The sequence below is a fragment of the Dechloromonas sp. H13 genome (assembly GCF_009469615.1).
Lineage (GTDB): Bacteria > Pseudomonadota > Gammaproteobacteria > Burkholderiales > Rhodocyclaceae > Azonexus.
The window spans coordinates 456,898-476,456 of the sequence record NZ_SSXX01000001.1 but is presented as its reverse complement, the minus strand read 5'-3'; the positions used below and the strand labels follow the sequence as shown (position 1 = coordinate 476,456).

Genomic DNA, 19,559 nt, shown 5'->3' with positions numbered 1-19,559 from the left:
CGTTAGCCGGTATTCCATGGGCAAATATTAGCAGCAGGCTGGCGTCGGCATCAGGAACTATTGCACACTAGCGGCCAATTTCACCTGAGCCGAAGGGGTTGTCATGGCGTTCGTCTTTCCGCCGCATTTCCACGCTGCGCTGCCGGTTGCCGGCGGCACGGACTTCTTCCCGGTGCGCCGCGTCTACTGCGTCGGGCGCAACTATGCCGACCACGCGCGCGAGATGGGCGCGCTGGCGCAGGCCGAGGGGCGCGAGCCGCCGTTCTTCTTCATGAAGCCGGGCGACACGGTGGTGAGCGGCGAGGGCGAGATCTCCGTCGCCTATCCGCCGCTGACCCGCAACCTGCATCACGAAATCGAACTGGTCGTCGCGCTTGGCAGCGGCGGCGCGAATGTTGCGGTCGACCAGGCAAAAAGCCTGATTTTCGGCTATGCCGTCGGCCTCGACCTGACGCGCCGCGACATCCAGGCGCTGGCCAAGGAGAAGGGCCACCCGTGGGACATGGGCAAGGGCTTCGACCAGTCGGCGGTGGCCGGCATCATCCAGCCGGCGGCCAGGGTCGGGCACCCGGCCAGCGGCCGCATCTGGCTGACGGTCAATGGCGAAATCCGGCAGGACGGCGATCTTTCGGCGATGAGCTGGAAGGTGGCGGACATCATCGCCAACCTTTCCACCATGGTGCGCCTGGAGGCCGGCGACCTGATCTATACCGGCACGCCGGCCGGCGTCGGGCCGCTGCTGCCGGGTGACGTGCTGGAGGCGGGCGTTGCTGGCGTCGGCACGCTGCGTGCGCGCATCGTCTGAGCTTGGGGCGAGTTTCCGGTAAACAGCATTCCCGCCGGTTGCCGGGTAACTCGCCCTACTTCGGACGCTTGTCGATGACGCGTTTCGCCTTGCCGATCGAGCGTTCGATGCCGCCGATCTCGACGATGTCGATGCGCGCCGAAATGCCGATGTAGGACTTGATGTGGTGCTGCAGGTCGTGCGCCACGAACTCCTTCTCGGCGGCGCTGGCGAAGGCGAAGTCGGGCTTCAGTTCGACATCGACCTTCAGCGAGTCGAGATGGCCGTCGCGGCTGACTTCCAGCACGTAGTGCGGCGACAGCTTGGGCTGTTTGAGGATCAGTTCCTCGATCTGCGACGGGAAGACATTGACGCCGCGGATGATCAGCATGTCGTCCGAGCGCCCGGTGATCTTGCCGATGCGGCGCATGCTGCGCGAGGTGGGGGCGAGCAGGCGGGTCAGGTCGCGCGTGCGGTAGCGGATGACCGGCATCGCCTCCTTGGTCAGCGAGGTGAACACCAGTTCACCCTGGCTGCCTTCGGGCAGCACCTCGCCGGTGTTGGGGTCGATGATCTCGGGGTAGAAGTGGTCTTCCCAGATCACCGGGCCGTCCTTGGTCTCGGCGCATTCGTTGGCGACGCCGGGGCCGATCACTTCCGAGAGGCCGTAGATGTCGATCGCGTCGATGCCGAAGGCGCTCTCGATCTCCTTGCGCATGGCGTCGGTCCACGGTTCGGCGCCGTGGATGCCGATGCGCAGCTTGGTGCTCTTCGGGTCGATGCCCTGGCGACGGAATTCGTCGGCGATGTTGAGCATGTACGACGGGGTGACCATGATGATGTCCGGCTTGAAGTCGCAGATCAGCTGGACCTGCTTCTCGGTCTGTCCGCCGGACATCGGGATCACCGTGCAGCCGAGCTTCTCGGCGCCGTAGTGGGCACCCAGCCCGCCGGTGAATAGCCCGTAGCCATAGGCGACATGGACGATGTCGCCGGGCCGGCCGCCCGAGGCGTGGATCGAGCGGGCGATGAGGTCGGCCCAGGTGTCGATGTCCTTCTGCGTGTAGCCGACGACGGTCGGCTTGCCAGTGGTGCCGCTCGAGGCGTGGATGCGCACGACCTGCTCGCGCGGCACGGCGAACATGCCATAGGGGTAGTTGTCGCGCAGGTCCTGCTTGGTCGTGAACGGAAACTTCGCCAGGTCGGCCAGCGACTTGAAGTCGTCCGGATGGACGCCGGCGGCGTCGAATTTGGCCTTGTAGTGCGGCACGTTGGCGTAGACGTGGCGCAGCGTCCATTGCAGCCGTTCGGTTTGCAAGGCGGTGATTTCGTCGCGGCTGGCCGACTCGATGGCGTGCAGGCCGGTATGGGTCTTGTTCATTGTTGGCTCCCTCCAGAACTGTAAATTCTGTGGCAGTCGCCGGCGATGCTGGTTGAGGCAGATCAATTTGGCCCGTTTTTGGCGGTCGACCGCAGCCGTCGGGCGGCGCGTGCGACAATCGCGGCCCATGCTTCTCGCCGCCGCCCGGGGCCTGCTGGCCCATGCCCTGCCGATCCTGATCGCCCAGTTGTCGTCCATCGGCATGATGGTGGTCGATACCGCCGTGCTCGGCCATGTCAGCGCCGCCGACCTGGCGGCGGTGGCGATCGGCGGCGGCATCCAGATTTCGGTGGTCTTCGCGCTGGTCGGCATCCTGCAGGCGGTGGCGCCGGTCGTCGCCCAGCTGCACGGGGCGAAGCGCGACGGCGAGGTGGCCGGCGTCCTGCAGCAGGGTTTCTGGCTGGCGCTGGCGCTCAGCGTTCCCGGGGTGTGGTTCCTGACGCATCCGCAATGGCTGCTTGGCACGGTGACGATGGACGCCGGGGTGGCGGCCAAGGTCACCGCCTATCTCGGCCTGCTGGCCTGGGGACTGCCGGCGTCGCTCCTCTACCGCACCTTCTACGCCTTCTGCAACGCCCTGGGCAGGCCGCGCGTGCTGATGGGCATCGGCCTCGCCGCGCTCGCCCTGCACGCTTTCCTCGCTTGGGGTCTGGCGCTCCAGGGCTGGGCCGGCGAGCCGCTCGGGGTGATCGGCTGTGCTTGGTCCAACATCGTCATCGCCTGGCTGGCCTGCCTCACCGGTGCCGTCTGGCTCGCCGGCGGGCCGCTCGGGACGCGCTACCGCCCCTTCGCCGACTGGGCGCCGCCGGACGCCCGGCGCTGGCGCGAACTGCTGCGCCTCGGGCTGCCGATGGGGCTGTCCAATCTGGTCGAGATCACCTCGTTCACGCTGATCAGCCTGTTCATCGCCTCGCTCGGCGCCACCGTCGTCGCCGGCCACCGCATCATCGCCAACATCTCGGCGCTGACCTACATGCTGCCGCTGTCGCTGGCCATCGCCACCATGGCCGCCCTCGGCCAGGCGGTCGGCGGGCGCGACTGGCGGCGGGCGCACGCCGTGGTCAAGGCCGGCCTGCTGCTCGCTGCCCTGTTGTCGACGCTGGTCGGCGCGCTGCTCTGGCTGGCGGCCAGCCCCCTGATCGCCGCCTATACCGACGATCTGGCGGTGCGCGCAGTGGCCGCCAGTCTGATCATCTACGTCGCGCTCTACCAGTTCTTCGACGCGCTGCAGACCGTGGCCGGCCATGCCCTGCGCGCCTACCGCGTCACTTTCGTGCCGATGCTGGTGCAGACCTTCTGCTTCTGGGGCGTCGGCCTGCTCGGCGGCAGCTGGCTCTGCTTCCGCTGGTCGCCGCCGCTCGGCGTCGCCGGCTTCTGGCTGGCCTCGGTGGTCAGCCTGGTGCTCGCCGCGGCCCTGCTGCTGCCGCTGCTGCGCAAGGCGATGCAGGCCATGGAATCGCCTCCGTAATTATGAATTTCCGGCTGCAATAATTTGTCAGGTATGTGGTAACATTTTCGGTTCAAAGTCGGTATAAACCGGGTGGGGTCGGGGGATCATTTGGCTGCCGCTCATTGCTCGCAACTCAACTAAACGCAAGGAAAGCGCATGAAAATTCACGAATATCAGGGCAAGCAAATCCTGAAGAAATTCGGCGTCACCGTTCCGCGCGGGATTCACTGCACGACCGTCGACGACGCGGTCAAGGCAGCCGAAACCCTGGGCGGCAAGGTCTGGGTGGTCAAGGCCCAGATTCACGCCGGTGGCCGTGGCAAGGGCGGTGGCGTCAAGGTCGCGACCTCGCTGGAAAAAGTTCGCGAATACGCCGGCCAGATCCTCGGCATGCAGCTGATCACGCACCAGACCGGTCCGGAAGGCCAGAAGGTCCGCAACCTGCTGATCGAGGAAGGCGCCGACATCAAGCATGAATACTACGTCGCCGCGCTGACCGACCGTGCCACCCAGTCCGTCGCCATGATGGCCTCCTACGAAGGCGGCATGGACATCGAGGAAGTCGCGCACAAGACCCCGGAAAAGATCATCAAGGTCTTCATCAACCCGCTGGTCGGCCTGACCGACGAGCAGGCCCTGACCCTGGCCAAGGGCATGGGCATGAACGAAGCCTCCATCCCGCAGTGCGTCGAAACGCTGAAGAACCTGTACACCTGCTACATGGAAACCGACGCCTCGCTGGCCGAGATCAACCCGCTGATCCACGAAGGCGACGGCACCGTCAAGGCGCTCGACGCCAAGTTCAACTTCGACTCCAACGCCCTGTACCGCCAGCCGGAAATCGTCGCCATGCGCGACCTGGACGAAGAAGACGCCGACGAAATCGAAGCCTCCAAGTTCGACCTCGCCTACATCTCGCTCGACGGCAACATCGGCTGTCTGGTGAACGGTGCCGGCCTGGCGATGGCCACCATGGACACCATCAAGCTGTTCGGCGCCGAGCCGGCCAACTTCCTCGACGTCGGCGGCGGCGCCACGACCGAGAAGGTCACCGAAGCCTTCAAGATCATGCTCAAGAACCCCAAGGTCAAGGGCATCCTGGTCAACATCTTCGGCGGCATCATGCGCTGCGACACCATCGCCACCGGCGTCGTCGCCGCGGCCCGCGAAACGCACCTGTCGGTGCCGCTGGTCGTCCGCATGAAGGGCACCAACGAAGAAATCGGCAAGCAGATCCTCAAGGATTCCGGTCTGCCCATCATCTCTGCCGATTCCATGGCCGAGGCCGCCACCAAGATCGTCGAAGCGGTCAAGTAAGGAGCACCGAATGTCTATCCTGATCAACAAAGACACCAAGATCGTCACCCAGGGCATCACCGGCAAGACCGGTCAGTTCCACACCGAAAAGTGCATCGAGTACGCAAACGGCAAGAACTGTTTCGTCGCTGGCGTGAACCCGAAGAAGGCCGGCGAAAAGATTTTCGACGTGCCCATCTACGCCTCCGTCAAGGAAGCAGCCGCTGAAACCGGCGCCACCGTTTCCGTCATCTACGTGCCGCCCCCGGGCGCTGCTGCGGCGATCTGGGAAGCCGTCGAAGCCGACCTCGACCTGGCGATCTGCATCACCGAAGGCATCCCCGTCCGCGACATGCTGATGGTGCGCAACAAGATGAAGGAAAAGGAAGCCAAGGGCGGCAAGAAGACCCTGCTGCTCGGCCCGAACTGCCCCGGCCTGATCACCCCGGACGAAGTGAAGATCGGCATCATGCCCGGCCACATCCACAAGAAGGGCCGCATCGGCGTGGTTTCCCGCTCCGGCACGCTGACCTACGAAGCCGTCGGTCAGCTGACCGAACTGGGCCTCGGCCAGTCCTCCGCGGTCGGCATAGGTGGCGACCCGATCAACGGCCTGAAGCACATCGACGTCATGAAGATGTTCAACGACGATCCGGATACCGACGCCGTCATCATGATCGGCGAAATCGGCGGTCCCGATGAAGCCGAAGCCGCCCAGTGGTGCAAGGCCAACATGAAGAAGCCGATCGTCGGCTTCATCGCCGGCGTCACCGCGCCGGCCGGCAAGCGCATGGGCCACGCCGGCGCCCTGATCTCCGGCGGTGCCGACACTGCCGATGCCAAGCTCGCCATCATGGAAGAGTGCGGCTTCAAGGTGACGCGCAACCCGTCCGAAATGGCCAAGCTGCTCAAGGCCATGCTGTAAAATGCGAGCCTAGCTCAACCAAAAAGGCGGGCTGCGTGCCCGCCTTTTTTTCGCCCGGTTTTCATGGAACTCGATCTTACCTCCACCGCCTTCTGGATCGCCGTCGGCCAGATCATCCTGATCGATATCGTGCTGTCCGGCGACAACGCGGTGGTCATCGCGCTCGCCTGCCGCAACCTGTCGCCCGAGCAACGCAGGAAAGGCATCTTCTGGGGCGTCGCCGGGGCGGTCAGCCTGCGCGTCGTGCTCACCGTCTTTGCCGCGCTGGTCATGAACCTGCCGTGGCTCAAGTTCGTCGGTGGCCTGCTGCTCGTCTGGATCGCCGTCAAGCTGATGCTGCCGGAGGACGAGGAGGGCCACGACATCGAGCCCTCGGCCCACCTGTGGGGCGCGGTCAAGACCATTGTCATCGCCGATTTCGTGATGAGCCTCGACAACGTCATCGCCGTCGCCGGGGCGGCGCACGGCAGCCTGGCGCTGCTGTTGTTCGGTTTGGCGGTCAGCATCCCGCTGATCGTCTGGTCGAGCCAGCTGATCCTGCGCTGGATGGAGCGCTGGCCGTGGATTGTCCTGCTTGGCGCCGGCCTGCTCGGCTATGTCGCCGGCCAGATGATCTTCACCGACCCCGGCGTCGTCGGCCTGCTGCCGCCGCTGCCCGATTGGGCGGCCAAGGCGGCGGGGGCGGTCGGGGCGCTGCTCGTGGTTGTCGTCGGGCGCTGGCTGGAGCAGCGCATTCTGGCCCGGCAGGATGTCACCATCGTCTAGGGAGCGGAACGCATGGCGCTGTTTCTCACGGAAAACGACGTAAAACAGGTGTTGACCGCAACCATGGCGCTGGAGGCGGTCGAGTCGGCGCATCGCGACCTGGCGCTCGGCCAGGCGCAGGATACGCCGCGCGCCCGCACCCGCCTGCCGCAGACGGTGCTGCACATCCTGCAGGGCGCGCTGCCGGCGCAGGGCGTGCTCGGCTACAAGGCCTACACCAGCAACCGCAGCGGCAACCGCTTCCTTGTCCATCTCTTCGATGCCGCGACAGGCAGCCTCCTTGCCGTCATCGAGGCGGACTACATGGGCATGATTCGCACCGGTGCCGCGAGCGGTGTCGCGGCGAAATGGCTGGCTCGTCCCGAAACCCGGGTGGCCGGCGTCTTCGGTGCCGGCTGGCAGGCGGAAGGGCATGTGCGGGCGATCTGCGCGGCTGTGCCGCTGGAGCGGGTCAAGGTCTTCAGCCGCAACCGGGAAAAACTCGACGATTTTTGCCGGCGCATGAGCGAGACGACGGGTGTCGCCGTGGTGCCCGCCGCCAGCGCCGAGGAAACGGTGCGCGACAGTGGCCTGGTCGGCACCGTGACGACCGCCGCGCAGCCGCTGTTCGACGCCGAGTGGCTGGCGCCGGGCGCGCACATCAACGCTGCCGGTTCGAATGCGCTGATTCGCCAGGAACTCTCCGAGGCGACGCTCAGGCGATGCGCGCTGATCGCCGTCGATGCCGTCCCGACCGCGCTGGCCGAGGCCGGCGACCTGTTGCCGCTGCTCGAGAAGGGGCGCCTGCACGCTCGCCAGCTTGTCGAACTGGGTGACATCATCGTCGGCAAACACGGTGGGCGAAGCGCAGCCGAGCAGGTTACCGTCTTCGAGTCGCAGGGAATGGCCATCCAGGATCTTGCCGTCGGGCTCCGGGTGCTGGCCGCCGCGCGCGAACGGGGCATGGGTGTCGAACTGCCGCTCAAATGAGAGATACCTCACGGACCGATCGCGCGAACGGCGGCAAAATGGGCGGCCTGATCGTTTCATGAAACCGTAGCCGATGCCGCTGAGCGAAGCCCTGGAAGTTGCCGTCCGCACCGACCCGGGACGGGTGCGCCCGCACAACGAGGATGCGGTTTTCGGCGATGCGGCGACGGGGCTCGCCATCCTCGCCGACGGCATGGGCGGCTACAACGCCGGCGAAGTGGCCAGCAGCATGGCGACCACCCTGCTGGCCGAGAGCATCGTCCGCACGCTGGACGATTGCGAGCCGCAGCAGCTGGATGCCTCGGGGTTGCGGATCGCCCAGCGCCATTTGCGGGAGCGGATCGCCGAAGCCAACGCCGAAATCTTTTTCGCCGCCCAGAACGAGCCGCAGTTCGCCGGCATGGGGACGACCCTGGTCGTCGCCTGGTTCTATGACAACCGCCTGACGGTGGCGCACATCGGCGATTCCCGGCTCTACCGCCTGCGTGCCGGGACGCTCGAACAGCTGACGCGCGATCATTCGCTCTTACAAGAACAGCTCGACAATGGCATGATTAGCGTTGAGCAGGCTCGCGTTTCCCGTGCCCGGAATCTGTTGACCCGCGCGCTCGGTGTCGATTTGCGGATCGAGCCCGAGTTGGGAGACTTCGAGGTGCGGCCGGGCGACGTTTACCTGCTTTGCTCCGATGGTCTGAGCGACATGGTCGATGACGAATACATCGGGCGCGCGCTGCAGGAAGCGGACGCGGGAGACGCGGCGGAGCGGCTGGTGCAGATGGCGAACGATAATGGCGGACGTGACAACGTCTCGGTGATTGTGGTCAAGGTGCTCGGGGATTTCACGGCACGCAGGGGCTGGTGGCAGAAGCTGCTGGCCCGCTTCGGGTAAGGTGGGGTAGGCAAGATGGCAAGACTGATCCTTTCGATGGATGGACTCGTACTCAAGGAGATCCCGCTCAACAAGGAGCGGATCACCATCGGGCGCAAGCCGCACAACGACATCCAGATCGATAACCTGGCCATCTCCGGCGACCATGCGGCGGTCGTCACCATTCTCGACGACTCGTTCCTTGAGGACCTGAACAGCACCAATGGCACGCTGGTCAACGGCCAGCCGATCAAGCGGCATGTCCTGAAGAACAACGATGTCGTCGAGCTCGGCAAGTACAAGCTGAAGTACATGACCGAGGCGGCGGTCGCCGACAACGCGGCCGCCCTGCGCGCCGCCGGCATCCCGGCGGCGCCCGAACCGGAACGGACCTTTTCCGATACGCAGATCATGATTCCGCGGCCGCCGGCACCCGATCCCCTGCCGCCGCCGCAGGTGACGGTCCGCTTGCTGACTGGCCCCAATGCCGGCAAGGTCCTGGAGTTGATCAAGACGCTGACCACCCTCGGCAAACCGGGGGTGCAGGTGGCCGTCATCGCCCGGCGCCCGGAGGGGGTGTTCGTCACTCATGTCGAAGGCGAAAGTTTTCCCACGGTCAATGGCCGCGAACTCGGCGGAGACGCCTATCCGCTGAAGAACCGGGATGTGGTCGAGATTGCCGGCATCCGCATGGAACTAACCATTACCGGCTGACGGCAGGCGCTCGGCGAGTGCTGCAAGGCGTAGGGGGGGTTGCGGCTGTTTGCCGCACGCGAGGCTGGGCTGAATTCGACCAGCGGTTGTACAATTCCAGAAATTTCGCCTTGGTGCAGGATGGCTCTTCGCGTTAATTGGAATGGATCCTGCGTCAATTCGATAGTCCACCGTGCGAGAACCGGGACGAGGCCGCTACCTTCGAGACAAATTGACGATGAAACTGAGAATTCTCGGCTGTAGTGGCGGCATCGGCGGCGAGCACCTGCGTACGACGTCGCTGTTGATCGACGACGACGTCCTAGTCGATGCCGGTACCGGCGTGGGGGATTTGAGCATAGCCGAACTGGCGTGCATCGATCATGTGTTCCTGACCCATACGCATCTTGATCACATCGCGTGTCTCCCACTGATGATCGACTCGGTCGCCGACCGGCGCAGCAAGCCGTTGACGGTTTACGGGACGCAGGCGGTTCTCAACATCCTCAAGGCGCATGTCTTCAACTGGCTGGTCTGGCCGGATTTCGCCGAGGTGCCGACGGCCGACAATCCTTTCGTCCGCTACCAGCCGATCGACCTGCTGCAGCCGGTCGTCCTTGGTGGGCGAACCTTTACCGCGCTGCCGGTCGACCACACCATTCCCGCGGTGGCCTATCGCCTCGATTCCGGCGTCGGCAGCCTGGTCTTCTCCGGCGACACCGGCCCGTGCGACGCGTTCTGGGCGGCGGCCAACCGCATCGACAACCTGCGCCACTTGATCATCGAATGCGCGTTTCCGGACAGCGAGGAACGCCTGGCCACGCTCTCCAAGCACCTCTGCCCCAGTCTGCTGGCGGCGGAACTGAGCAAACTCCAGCGACCGTGTGAAATTCACATCACGCATCTCAAGCCGGGGCAGATGGAACTGACGATGGCGGAAATCGACCTCTGTCTCGGCCGGTTCAAGCCGCAGATGCTGCGTAATGGCCAGGTTTTCGAGTTCTGACATCGTGGGAACGCTCGACGACCTCTTTCGCCGCTTCGAACACCTCAACGACATCGGGGCGTCGCTGTCCAACGAGCGTGATCTCAACCGCCTGCTGGAAAAGATCGTCCTTGCCGCCAAGTCGATCACGCGAGCCGACGGCGGCACGCTCTACTTGTTGTCCGAAGACAAGCGCCATCTGCATTTCGAGATCGTGCGCACCGACTCGCTGAACATCGCGTTCGGTGGTACCAGCGGCAACCCGGTGTCCGGCAAGTTCCCCGACCTGCCGCTCTACCGCGACGACGGCTCGCCCAACGACACCATGATCGCAGCCCACGCGGCGATATCCGGGGAGACCGTCAACATCGCCGATGCCTACGTGGCCAGAGGCTACGATTTTTCCGGCACGCGCATGTTTGACGAGCGCACCGGTTATCGTTCGCAGTCCTTCCTCACCGTGCCGATGCGCAACCACGAGGGCGAAATCATCGGCGTGCTGCAGCTGATCAACGCCCACATGCCGAAGCACGACGTCGTCGTGCCGTTTTCCGAGGCCGACCAGCGTCTTGCCGAGTCGCTCGCCTCGCAGGCCGCCATCGCATTGACCAACCGCCAACTGGTGCGCCAGCTCGAACAGCTGTTCGAATCGTTCATCCTGCTCATCAACTCGGCTATCGACGAAAAATCGCCCTATACCGGCGAGCATTGCCAGCGCGTCCCCGAGCTGACCATGATGCTCGCCGAGGCCGCGCACGAAACCAGCCAAGGGCCGCTCGCAAACTTCCGGCTAACCGACCGCGACCGCTACGAGCTGCGCATCGCCGCCCTCCTGCACGATTGCGGCAAGGTCACGACGCCGGTGCACGTTGTCGACAAGGCGACCAAGCTGCAAACCATCTTCGATCGTATCGAGTTGATAGACACACGTTTTGAAGTGCTCAGGCGTGACGCCGAGGTGCGCATGTTGCGGCAGCTTATCGGGGGGGGCGCCAGGGAACAGGCGGAAGCCGAGTTCAATGAATTCGTGGCCAAAATGGAAGGCGACCGTAGCTTCCTGCACGCCTCCAATGTCGGCAGTGAGCGCATGAGCGATGCCGATATCGAGCGCGTGCGTACCATCGCGCAGAGCTACCGCTGGCGCAACGCTGAGGGCGAGGAAGTGGATTTCCTCAACGCGGACGAACTCGAAAACCTCACCATCCGCGCCGGGACGTTGACCCAGCAGGAACGCCAGACCATCAATTACCACGTCAGCGCCACGATCAAGATGCTCGAACAGCTGCCGTGGCCCAAGCACCTGAAAAACGTTCCCGAATATGCCGGCGGCCATCACGAGCGCATGGACGGCAAGGGCTACCCGCGCGGCCTCAAGCGCGAGGAGATGAGCTGGCAGGCGCGCATGATGGGCATCGCCGACATTTTCGAAGCACTGACGGCAGGGGACCGGCCCTACAAGGAAGCCATGACGCTCTCACAGGCGCTGGAAATTCTCGACAAGTTCCGCCACAACGGCCACATCGACCCGGACCTGCACGACGTCTTCGTCAGGAGCGAGATCTACCGCAAGTACGCCGACGAGTTTCTCGACGCGAAGCAGGTGGATTGCTGAGCCTGGCTTTTTGGCCTATTGGAGACGTCGACCGCAACAGGCGGCTTGAAGCAAGCAATTGCCCAATTGCGCCATATGGCACTGACAATTTTCGGCACATGAAGTGCATGGCGCCCCGTACTGATAGGCAAATGGCTGGGTAAATACGGGGTTGTGGCGCGAATCCGCATATTTCATGATGCTGGCACGGAATGTGTTTGTATATGCACAGCGGCTTCCCGCTTCTTTCTCAAAAAAAGGAGATTCAAATGAAACGTGTTCAACAGGGCTTTACCCTTATCGAACTGATGATCGTTGTCGCGATCATCGGCATTCTGGCTGCTATCGCCTTGCCCGCGTATCAGGATTACACTGTGCGCGCCAAGGTGTCTGAAGTGATGTTGGCTGCTTCGGGTATGAAGGTTGATATTGCTGAATGGTATCAGACCAAAGGTACAATGCCGCCCAATAATTCGGTTTCGGTTGGCACCAGTTCAAAATATGTCAAGTCGGTTAGGTGGAATGGTACTCAAATTGTTGCTGAAGCTTCGACGACCGAGCCGAGAATTTCCGGAAGGACTATTACGCTGACTGCTCAAACTACCGGTGATGTTCCAACCATTGGTGTTGGTCAGATTGATTGGGTGTGCGGTGGTACTATCGAAGCAAAATATCGCCCGGCTAACTGCAAGTAATTCAGAAATTTCGGATCTTCAGGGCGTCCTACGGGGCGCCTTTTTTTTTGGATTAAGAAGTGATTGATTTAATTAAACCCACCACAAGTTCAAGTTGGGAGCGCTGGCTATTTTGGCTTTTGCTGCTTTCCCTTTGCTTTTTTATTTACTGGCCAGGTTTGATGGGGGGGTTTTTCTTCGATGATTCAATCAATATAATCGAGTCGCCATGGGTTAAGTTAAGTGAATTTTCAATTGAATCAATGCTTGGTGTGTGGGAAAGTGGCGTTGCGGGCCCGTTGGGTCGGCCTCTTAGTATGCTAAGTTTTGCTATTAATTATTATTTCTCGGGATTTGATCCATTTTACTTTAAATTGACAAATTTAATCATTCATTTTTTGAATGGAATGCTTTTGTATTTTTTGGTCACTCTTTTTTCAAAGGCTGACAATTCAAAGGGGGTGGCAGAATCTAGGTTGTTTGCAGGAATAGTTGTTGGTTTATGGTTAGTTCATCCAATACAGTTGACGTCAGTGCTGTATGTCGTTCAGCGAATGACGAGCTTGGCCGCAATGTTCACGCTTGCTGCGCTAATTCTCCATGTGTGGGCGCGACAGCGTGCAACGACTGGCAAGGTTGAATACTTGTGTTTCGTTTTGGCGTGGGGAATGTTCTTCCCTTTGGCACTGCTGAGCAAGGAAAGTGGCGTCCTGCTTTTGCTTTATGTCGTAGCATATGAAGCGGTTCTCCATAGAAAGCTTAGGAATGGAATTGATTTTTTTGGTAAGTTCTACATCAATTTCATTTTGTTGGCTACAGTCGCCCTTGCTGTATATTTGGTTATCCCTGGTGTTGGTTTGCTGCAAGGATATGAAACCAGGGATTTCACACTTGTTCAGCGAACGTTGACCGAGTCCAGGGTTTTCTGGGAATACATAAGACTTATTGTTTTTCCAGCTCTGCCAGGTTTTGCTCTATATCATGATGATATTGTCGTTTCGACTGGATTTCTTGATCCAATAACAACCATGCCAGCGGTCATGGGCTATTTATTCCTTCCAGTCTTGTGTTGGGTAACTCGAAACAGGTTTCCGCTGATTTCGTTCGGAATTTTGTGGTTCTTCGTTGGGCATAGCCTGGAGTCAACAATATTTCCCTTGGAATTAATGCATGAGCATAGAAATTATTTGCCTAGTCTGGGCATATTTATAATTTTGAGTGCGCTTTTGCAGTCTCTGTATCGATCCGGGGGAGCGTTTAAGGTGGTGGCCTCGGCATTGGCGCTGGCTGTTTTTTTCTATTTTTCATTATTGACCTGGTTTCGAGCGGATATGTTCGGAGAGGATTTTCGTAGAACCCAAATTGAAGCCGGATATCGACCTGAATCGGTGCGAGCGCAATATGAAGCAGGTGCTCTGCTGGTAAATATGTACGCGGAGCAACCAAGTCTGATTGCCGCTTCATTTGCAGAAAAGCATTTTGAGCGCGTCAACACCCTTGATTCCAATTATAAACTGGCGTTGATCGGGCAATTGCAACTCGACTGCCTGTCTGGGAACAAGAGTCGCGTAGAGGTCCTTGATGAGCTACGCACCCGCTTGGCTAGGGGGAAATGGGGGCCCTTGGATCGAGCAGTAATGCATGGTGTAGCAGAAATGTCGAATGCTGGTACGATATGCCTTGAGCGCGAGCAAGTGGTTGCGTTGTTTGATGCGGCTCTTGGCAACCACGGCGCTACAGTTAAAGATCGGTCCGTAGTGAGCTCAGATTATGCATTATATTTGTGGTTGGGCCAGAAAGATTATTCAGCAACGCAGGTTGTTCTGCTCAAGGCAATCAATAACGATGAAAACGATATCCTAAACAGGATTAATTTGTTACAGCTATATAGATTTTTAGGTAACAAAAACGGCGTATTGGAGTTGTTAAAGGATCTCGAAAATAAGCGCCTTAATCGGCAGGATAGGAGGCTGGTTCAATCTGTCATAGACGAATTGAAATCAAATGGAGTTGTTTATAGCCCAAAATTATGAGAAATTTTCGATCCAAATTAATATTGGTTTCCAATCGATTTCAGGGCGTTGTGAGCTTAAAGGCAGCCGGGCTTATTTATGAAGCTTAGTATTATCTTGCCGGCACGTAATGAAGCGACTGCCCTCGCGGTATTTCTACCAGAACTGGTCAAGCGCTACCCGGATTCCGAAATTATTGTAGTCAACGACGGCTCCGATGACAGTACCGAAAATGTGGCTCTTGGTTGCGGTGTCAAGGTTGTCAGTAATCCATACCAAAAAGGCAATGGTGCAGCGATAAAGTTGGGTGCGCGTAGCGCAACGGGGGATATTCTCGTTTTCATGGATGCTGATGGACAGCACCTCCCCGGGGATATTCCTCGGTTGCTTGCAAAACTGGCTTGCGGTTACGACATGGTCGTGGGTGCGCGAGATGGTGCTGGGCAAGCCAATCGGCATCGCGGCTTGGCAAACGCTTTCTACAACCGCTTGGCGTCATGGATGGTCGGGAATGAGGTTAAGGATCTGACTTCTGGTTTTCGGGTTGTTCGACGTGACAAGTTTCTGGAGTTTCTATATCTGCTCCCGAATGGGTTTTCCTACCCCACGACGATAACCATGGCGTTTTTCCGTGCAGGTTATTCCGTTGCGTATGAGCCTATCGCAGTGCAATCGCGTATGCAGGGAACGTCGAGTCACATTCGGCTGTGGCGTGACGGAATCCGTTTTCTTTTGATCATTTTTAAGATTGGAACTTTATATTCGCCGTTGAAGCTATTTGCGCCGGTTGCCTTTGCGCATGCGCTTGTAGGCTTGGGCTACTATGTTTTTACATTCATCGAACATGGGCGCTTATCCCTGGCTACAATATTTTTATTGAGTTCTTCCGTCACGATTTTTCTCATTGGTCTGGTTTCGGAGCAAATCACCCAGTTGATGTACCGCTCTTCGGATAGAAAGCCGCTGCAAGATCAGAGTTGATTTATGTATTCAAGTGTCAATGTTTGTAATTGCTTAGGCCTTCTTTCATGAATGATGAGCCTGTCTACGTCACACGCCCATATCTTCCGCCACTGGAAGATCTTCTGCCTTATCTCGAACAGATATGGGCCAGCCGACAACTGACCAATGGTGGCCCGTTTCACGAGCGGCTTGAGTGGGCGTTATGTGAGTATCTTGGAGTCGAGCATATTTCCTTGTTTGCCAATGGAACGCTTGCATTGGTCACGGCCCTCCAGGCATTGCGAGTTACCGGTGAAGTGATTACGACCCCTTATAGCTTTGTCGCGACTGCCCATTCGTTGCTCTGGAATGGAATAAAACCAGTGTTTGTGGATATCGATCCGGAAACATTCAACCTTGACCCGGCAAAGATTGAGGCTGCTATTTCCCCGCAGACCACTGCCATCCTTCCCGTGCACGTCTATGGCCGTTCCTGCGACACCGGAAAAATTCAAAAGATCGCCGATACCTATGGTTTAAAAGTGATCTATGATGCGGCCCACGCCTTTGGCGTCGAAGACGAAGGTGGAAGCATCCTTCGCCATGGCGACCTCTCCATTCTCAGTTTTCACGCGACCAAGGTGTTCACCACCTTCGAGGGCGGTGCCATCGTCAGCCCAGACGAGAAGACGAAGAGGCGCATCGATTACCTTAAAAATTTTGGCTTCGCCGATGAAGTGACCGTTGTCGCTCCAGGAATTAATGGAAAGATGAATGAATTTCAGGCTGCTGTCGGCTTGGTGCAGCTAAAACGTATGGAGGGCGTGCTTGCAGAACGTAAAGCCATTGATGGCCGTTACCGCAAACTGCTGTCCGATATTCCAGGTATTTATTGCCCTCAGCTTCCGCAATCAAAATTGCACAATTATTCCTATTTCCCGATTCTCGTTGGTTCTGATTATTTTCTGTCGCGCGACAGACTTTATGCAAGACTGCGCGAAAACGGCTTTTATGCTAGGCGATATTTTTATCCGTTGATCAGTGAGTTTCCTATGTATCGGGCTTTGCCGAGCGCAAGGGCCGCAAATCTGCCCGTGGCTTCAAGCATTTCAAACCAAGTAATTGCGCTGCCAATTTACCCGGGCTTGCCTGACTCCGTCCAAAACATGTTGGCGAACTTGATAAGGAATTGAAGTGTCTTTCTTGTCAGATACTGAACTTTCTTCACTCGGCTTTGCCTCGATGGGAGAGAATATCAAAGTATCCCGCAAGGCCTCTATTTATGGCGCTAGCAGAATTTCACTTGGCAGCAATGTGAGAATCGATGATTTTTGTATCTTGTCGGCCGGTTCCGGGGGGTTATCGATCGGTTCGTTCGTGCATATAGCCGCTTATGCCTCGATAATTGGAAGAGGGCGCATTGAGATAAACGACTTCGCCGGCATATCTGCAAGGGTTTCGGTATATTCAAGCAGTGATGACTTTACTGGATGCTGGATGACAGGGCCGACAGTCCCAGACGAGTTTACGGGGGTTCAACACGCTCCAGTTACTATCGGCAGGCACGTCATCATCGGCGCTGGGTCGGTCATTTTGCCTGGAGCGAGCCTGGAAGATGGTGTGGCTATAGGTTCCCTGAGTTTAATCAAGGGTTTCTGTCGCGAGTTTGGAGTGTACTTCGGCGTTCCCGCAAGGCGAGTAGCAGAACGAAAAAGAAACCTTCTTGTGCTTGAGGAGAAGTTCCTCGCTTCGATAGAGGGAAAAGGCGTTCCGTCTTGAAGTTCAAGTTGCTGCGGGCTTATGTGGCACAGGCCTATGTGTCGTTGATTGGCATTGTCCTGATGCCACTTTATCTTCACTACTTGGGGGCCGAAGCTTTTGGGTTGGTGGGTTTCTACGTCATGTTGCAAGCGTGGATGCAGATTCTCGATATGGGCCTAACGCCAGTGCTTTCTCGCGAAATGTCCCGTTTCCGTGCGGGAACTCTTTCCGTAGCGGAAGCGGCAGTCCGCCTGCGTACACTTGAGGTCGTGCAAGGGGTGTTGGCCGTATCCGCGCTTACTCTCCTCTGCGTGCTCAGCAGTTGGGTTGGTCGCGCTTGGTTTTCTGCGGGAACACTTTCGGAGGAAAGCCTTACCCATTGCGTTATTCTGAGTGGCTTTGCAGTGGCTTTGCGTTGGCTTGCAGGCCTTTACCGCGCGACCCTCATTGGACTAGAGCGGCAGGACAGTGTCAACGTGCTGGTTGTAGGGTTTGCTACCCTGCGTTTTGTCGGTGTATTGCCATTGTTAAAATATGTATCTGTTTACCCGGAGTATTTTTTTGGCTTCCAAGCTTTGGTAAGTATTATTGAGCTTGCCACTTTTGCATGGACTGTTCATCGCATTATTCCTTGTGGTATCAGTATTGGCGCAGATAGGAAAGCGCTTGGTGCAATGCTCCCTATGGTGGGTAGCATGTCCTTTCTAACCGCTATGTGGGTAACGATGACACAGGTGGATAAACTTATTCTTTCCGGCTTGCTGACGCTTAAAGAGTATGGTTACTTCACATTCGCTGTTATGGCCGCCAGTGGCGTTTTGGTGCTTGTGCCGCCCCTTAATCAAATCGTACAACCGCGCTTAATTATTTTAACCGAACGTCGGGAGGAGGACGCGCTGGCTGAGCTTTACCGTCTGATAAGTCAGTTAGCTGTAATTGCATTTTTAGCATTGGGCGGCGGGTTGGCGTTCTTTGCTGAACCGATACTGCGAATATGGAGCGGAAGTGGTGAAGTGGCAGCGGCGGCAGCACCAATTTTATTCTGGTATGGTCTCGCGAACGCGGTAGTCGGTATTCTCGTGCCTCCATTTATGTTGCAGTTTGCGAGAGGAGATCTTCGGCTACATGTGCTTGGCAATCTGATTCTGCTTGCCACCTTAGTGCCGGCACTTGTATTCTCGGCGCAGCGCTGGGGTGCAGGTGGTGCGGGTCAAGTGTTTTTTGTGATCAACCTACTGTTTCTTGTGTTCTGGATTCCAATCGTCCATCGGCGCTTTCTACCAGACCTGACTTGGCAATGGTCGCTGCACGATATATTGCCAGTTGCCTTGGTAATTTGGGCAGTTATTGCAATGGCTAGCAAGATCTTGCCAAATTCCTTGCAGCCATTCCATACACTTCTTTGGATAGGGGGAGTGGTAATTGTAGCGGCCATCATGGGCATCGTCGCTGGTTATCACTCCCGCCTGCTGGTAAAGCGTTTGTTCTCTAAGGCGATGAAATGACGAGCCCGCGCGTCAGCGTCTGTGTCCTCACCTATAACCATGAACGCTACATTCGTGATTGTCTGATGACGGTAGTAGCGCAGGCAAATGATGTCCCATTAGAGATTTTGGTAGGGGATGACCAGTCAAGCGATCTAACCCAAGATATTGTCCGTGGGATGGTCGCTCAATTTCCAGAGGTCATTCGCTATTTCCGCCATGAGAAAAGATTGGGTGCTGGAGGTAACTATCAATTCCTAATCAGGCAGGTGCGCGGCGAATATATCGCGTATCTGGATGGCGATGATTACTGGCTACCGGGGAAATTGGCGGCTCAGGTTAGCGTTCTTGATGATTCACCAGAATGCGTTGCTGCTTACACAAATGCGATTTGTGTAAATGATGCTGGACAAATGCTTGGGGTTTTCAACAATCCGTTGGCGGAGCGATTCGATCTGGAGGCATTGTTGCATCGTGGCAATTTCCTGAACCATAGCTCAGTGCTCTATCGTGCTGGCATGGCCGATTCGATTTGCCAGTGGGAGCCGGACTTCATTGATTACCGGATTCATCTTTTACTGGCTCAGCATGGGCAACTTGCCTATCTGAGGGCGCCTTATGTCGGGTATCGGGTAAATACAACGGGCTCAATGCTTGCCGACCAGCATGATCGCGTCAAAGAGTTATATTGGTCAGCGTTGTGTGAGACGTTAACGCCAACGATAGATAAGGGGGTAAGAGTAGCGGCCATGGCCGACTTCTTATCGGGGGCGTTTCTGCGTGCCTTTCAGACTGGGCGCTTGAACTTTCTTATTCACTGGTGGCGCGTTGTTACACGTGAATATAAGTGCAATAAGATTCAACTCGCTTTTCTGGTCGCCATGATTGCTATTCGTCGACAATCGCTTTCATTACTGGGCAAGTATTCTGGGAGCATTGCAGGTCTTCCGTTCCGAATTTTTCACCGGAGATGATGAGC

18 protein-coding genes are annotated in these 19,559 nt (G+C 58.0%); 17 read left to right on the top strand and 1 reads right to left on the bottom strand.

What is annotated here, in order from left to right:
- Window positions 1-103: 103 nt before the first annotated feature.
- Window positions 104-805, top strand: a complete 702-nt coding sequence (locus GH660_RS02355) for a fumarylacetoacetate hydrolase family protein (protein WP_153144962.1) — start codon at window positions 104-106, stop codon at window positions 803-805.
- 55 nt (window positions 806-860) lie between these two features.
- On the opposite strand, the gene paaK is transcribed toward GH660_RS02355, so the two are convergent.
- Window positions 861-2,165, bottom strand: coding sequence for a phenylacetate--CoA ligase PaaK (gene paaK, locus GH660_RS02350; RefSeq protein WP_153144961.1), 1,305 nt, complete (start codon window positions 2,163-2,165; stop codon window positions 861-863).
- A 127-nt stretch (window positions 2,166-2,292) separates the two neighbouring features.
- Between paaK and GH660_RS02345 the strand changes: the two genes are divergently transcribed.
- The 16 genes from GH660_RS02345 (at window position 2,293) to GH660_RS02270 (ending at window position 19,554) form a co-directional block, all read left to right on the top strand.
- Window positions 2,293-3,633: an MATE family efflux transporter gene (locus tag GH660_RS02345; RefSeq protein WP_194266207.1), complete on the top strand. Its 1,341-nt coding sequence runs from the start codon at window positions 2,293-2,295 to the stop codon at window positions 3,631-3,633.
- A gap of 138 nt (window positions 3,634-3,771) precedes the next feature.
- Window positions 3,772-4,932: an ADP-forming succinate--CoA ligase subunit beta gene (sucC, locus tag GH660_RS02340; protein ID WP_153144960.1), complete on the top strand. Its 1,161-nt coding sequence runs from the start codon at window positions 3,772-3,774 to the stop codon at window positions 4,930-4,932.
- A 10-nt stretch (window positions 4,933-4,942) separates the two neighbouring features.
- Window positions 4,943-5,836, top strand: a complete 894-nt coding sequence (gene sucD, locus GH660_RS02335) for a succinate--CoA ligase subunit alpha (RefSeq protein ID WP_153144959.1) — start codon at window positions 4,943-4,945, stop codon at window positions 5,834-5,836.
- Window positions 5,837-5,899: 63 nt separating this feature from the next.
- A complete protein-coding gene (locus tag GH660_RS02330; RefSeq protein WP_153144958.1) occupies window positions 5,900-6,601 on the top strand; it encodes a TerC family protein in 702 nt (233 codons plus the stop codon).
- A 12-nt stretch (window positions 6,602-6,613) separates the two neighbouring features.
- Window positions 6,614-7,570 (top strand): ornithine cyclodeaminase family protein, encoded by a 957-nt coding sequence (locus GH660_RS02325; protein WP_153144957.1) that lies wholly within the window; start codon window positions 6,614-6,616, stop codon window positions 7,568-7,570.
- Between the two features lie 73 nt (window positions 7,571-7,643).
- Window positions 7,644-8,459, top strand: a complete 816-nt coding sequence (locus GH660_RS02320) for a Stp1/IreP family PP2C-type Ser/Thr phosphatase (RefSeq protein ID WP_153144956.1) — start codon at window positions 7,644-7,646, stop codon at window positions 8,457-8,459.
- 15 nt (window positions 8,460-8,474) lie between these two features.
- Window positions 8,475-9,152 (top strand): FHA domain-containing protein, encoded by a 678-nt coding sequence (locus GH660_RS02315; protein WP_153144955.1) that lies wholly within the window; start codon window positions 8,475-8,477, stop codon window positions 9,150-9,152.
- Window positions 9,153-9,369: 217 nt separating this feature from the next.
- Window positions 9,370-10,137 carry a 3',5'-cyclic-nucleotide phosphodiesterase gene (locus tag GH660_RS02310; RefSeq protein WP_153144954.1) on the top strand — a complete coding sequence of 256 codons (768 nt, stop codon included), beginning with the start codon at window positions 9,370-9,372 and terminating at the stop codon, window positions 10,135-10,137.
- 4 nt (window positions 10,138-10,141) lie between these two features.
- Window positions 10,142-11,728 carry an HD family phosphohydrolase gene (locus tag GH660_RS02305; RefSeq protein ID WP_153144953.1) on the top strand — a complete coding sequence of 529 codons (1,587 nt, stop codon included), beginning with the start codon at window positions 10,142-10,144 and terminating at the stop codon, window positions 11,726-11,728.
- 248 nt (window positions 11,729-11,976) lie between these two features.
- Entirely contained in the window at window positions 11,977-12,402 is a 426-nt protein-coding gene (locus GH660_RS02300) for a pilin (protein ID WP_153144952.1), read from the top strand.
- Between the two features lie 59 nt (window positions 12,403-12,461).
- Window positions 12,462-14,414 carry a pilus assembly protein PilF gene (locus tag GH660_RS02295; RefSeq protein WP_153144951.1) on the top strand — a complete coding sequence of 651 codons (1,953 nt, stop codon included), beginning with the start codon at window positions 12,462-12,464 and terminating at the stop codon, window positions 14,412-14,414.
- Between the two features lie 78 nt (window positions 14,415-14,492).
- Window positions 14,493-15,374, top strand: a complete 882-nt coding sequence (locus GH660_RS02290; protein WP_153144950.1) for a glycosyltransferase family 2 protein — start codon at window positions 14,493-14,495, stop codon at window positions 15,372-15,374.
- Window positions 15,375-15,421: 47 nt separating this feature from the next.
- Window positions 15,422-16,528, top strand: a complete 1,107-nt coding sequence (locus GH660_RS02285) for a DegT/DnrJ/EryC1/StrS aminotransferase family protein (RefSeq protein WP_153144949.1) — start codon at window positions 15,422-15,424, stop codon at window positions 16,526-16,528.
- Window position 16,529: 1 nt separating this feature from the next.
- Window positions 16,530-17,114: an acyltransferase gene (locus tag GH660_RS02280; protein WP_153144948.1), complete on the top strand. Its 585-nt coding sequence runs from the start codon at window positions 16,530-16,532 to the stop codon at window positions 17,112-17,114.
- Window positions 17,111-18,601 (top strand): lipopolysaccharide biosynthesis protein, encoded by a 1,491-nt coding sequence (locus GH660_RS02275; protein WP_153144947.1) that lies wholly within the window; start codon window positions 17,111-17,113, stop codon window positions 18,599-18,601. The genes GH660_RS02280 and GH660_RS02275 overlap by 4 nt, the downstream gene beginning before the upstream one ends.
- Window positions 18,598-19,554, top strand: a complete 957-nt coding sequence (locus GH660_RS02270) for a glycosyltransferase (RefSeq protein WP_153144946.1) — start codon at window positions 18,598-18,600, stop codon at window positions 19,552-19,554. The genes GH660_RS02275 and GH660_RS02270 overlap by 4 nt, the downstream gene beginning before the upstream one ends.
- Window positions 19,555-19,559: the final 5 nt, after the last annotated feature.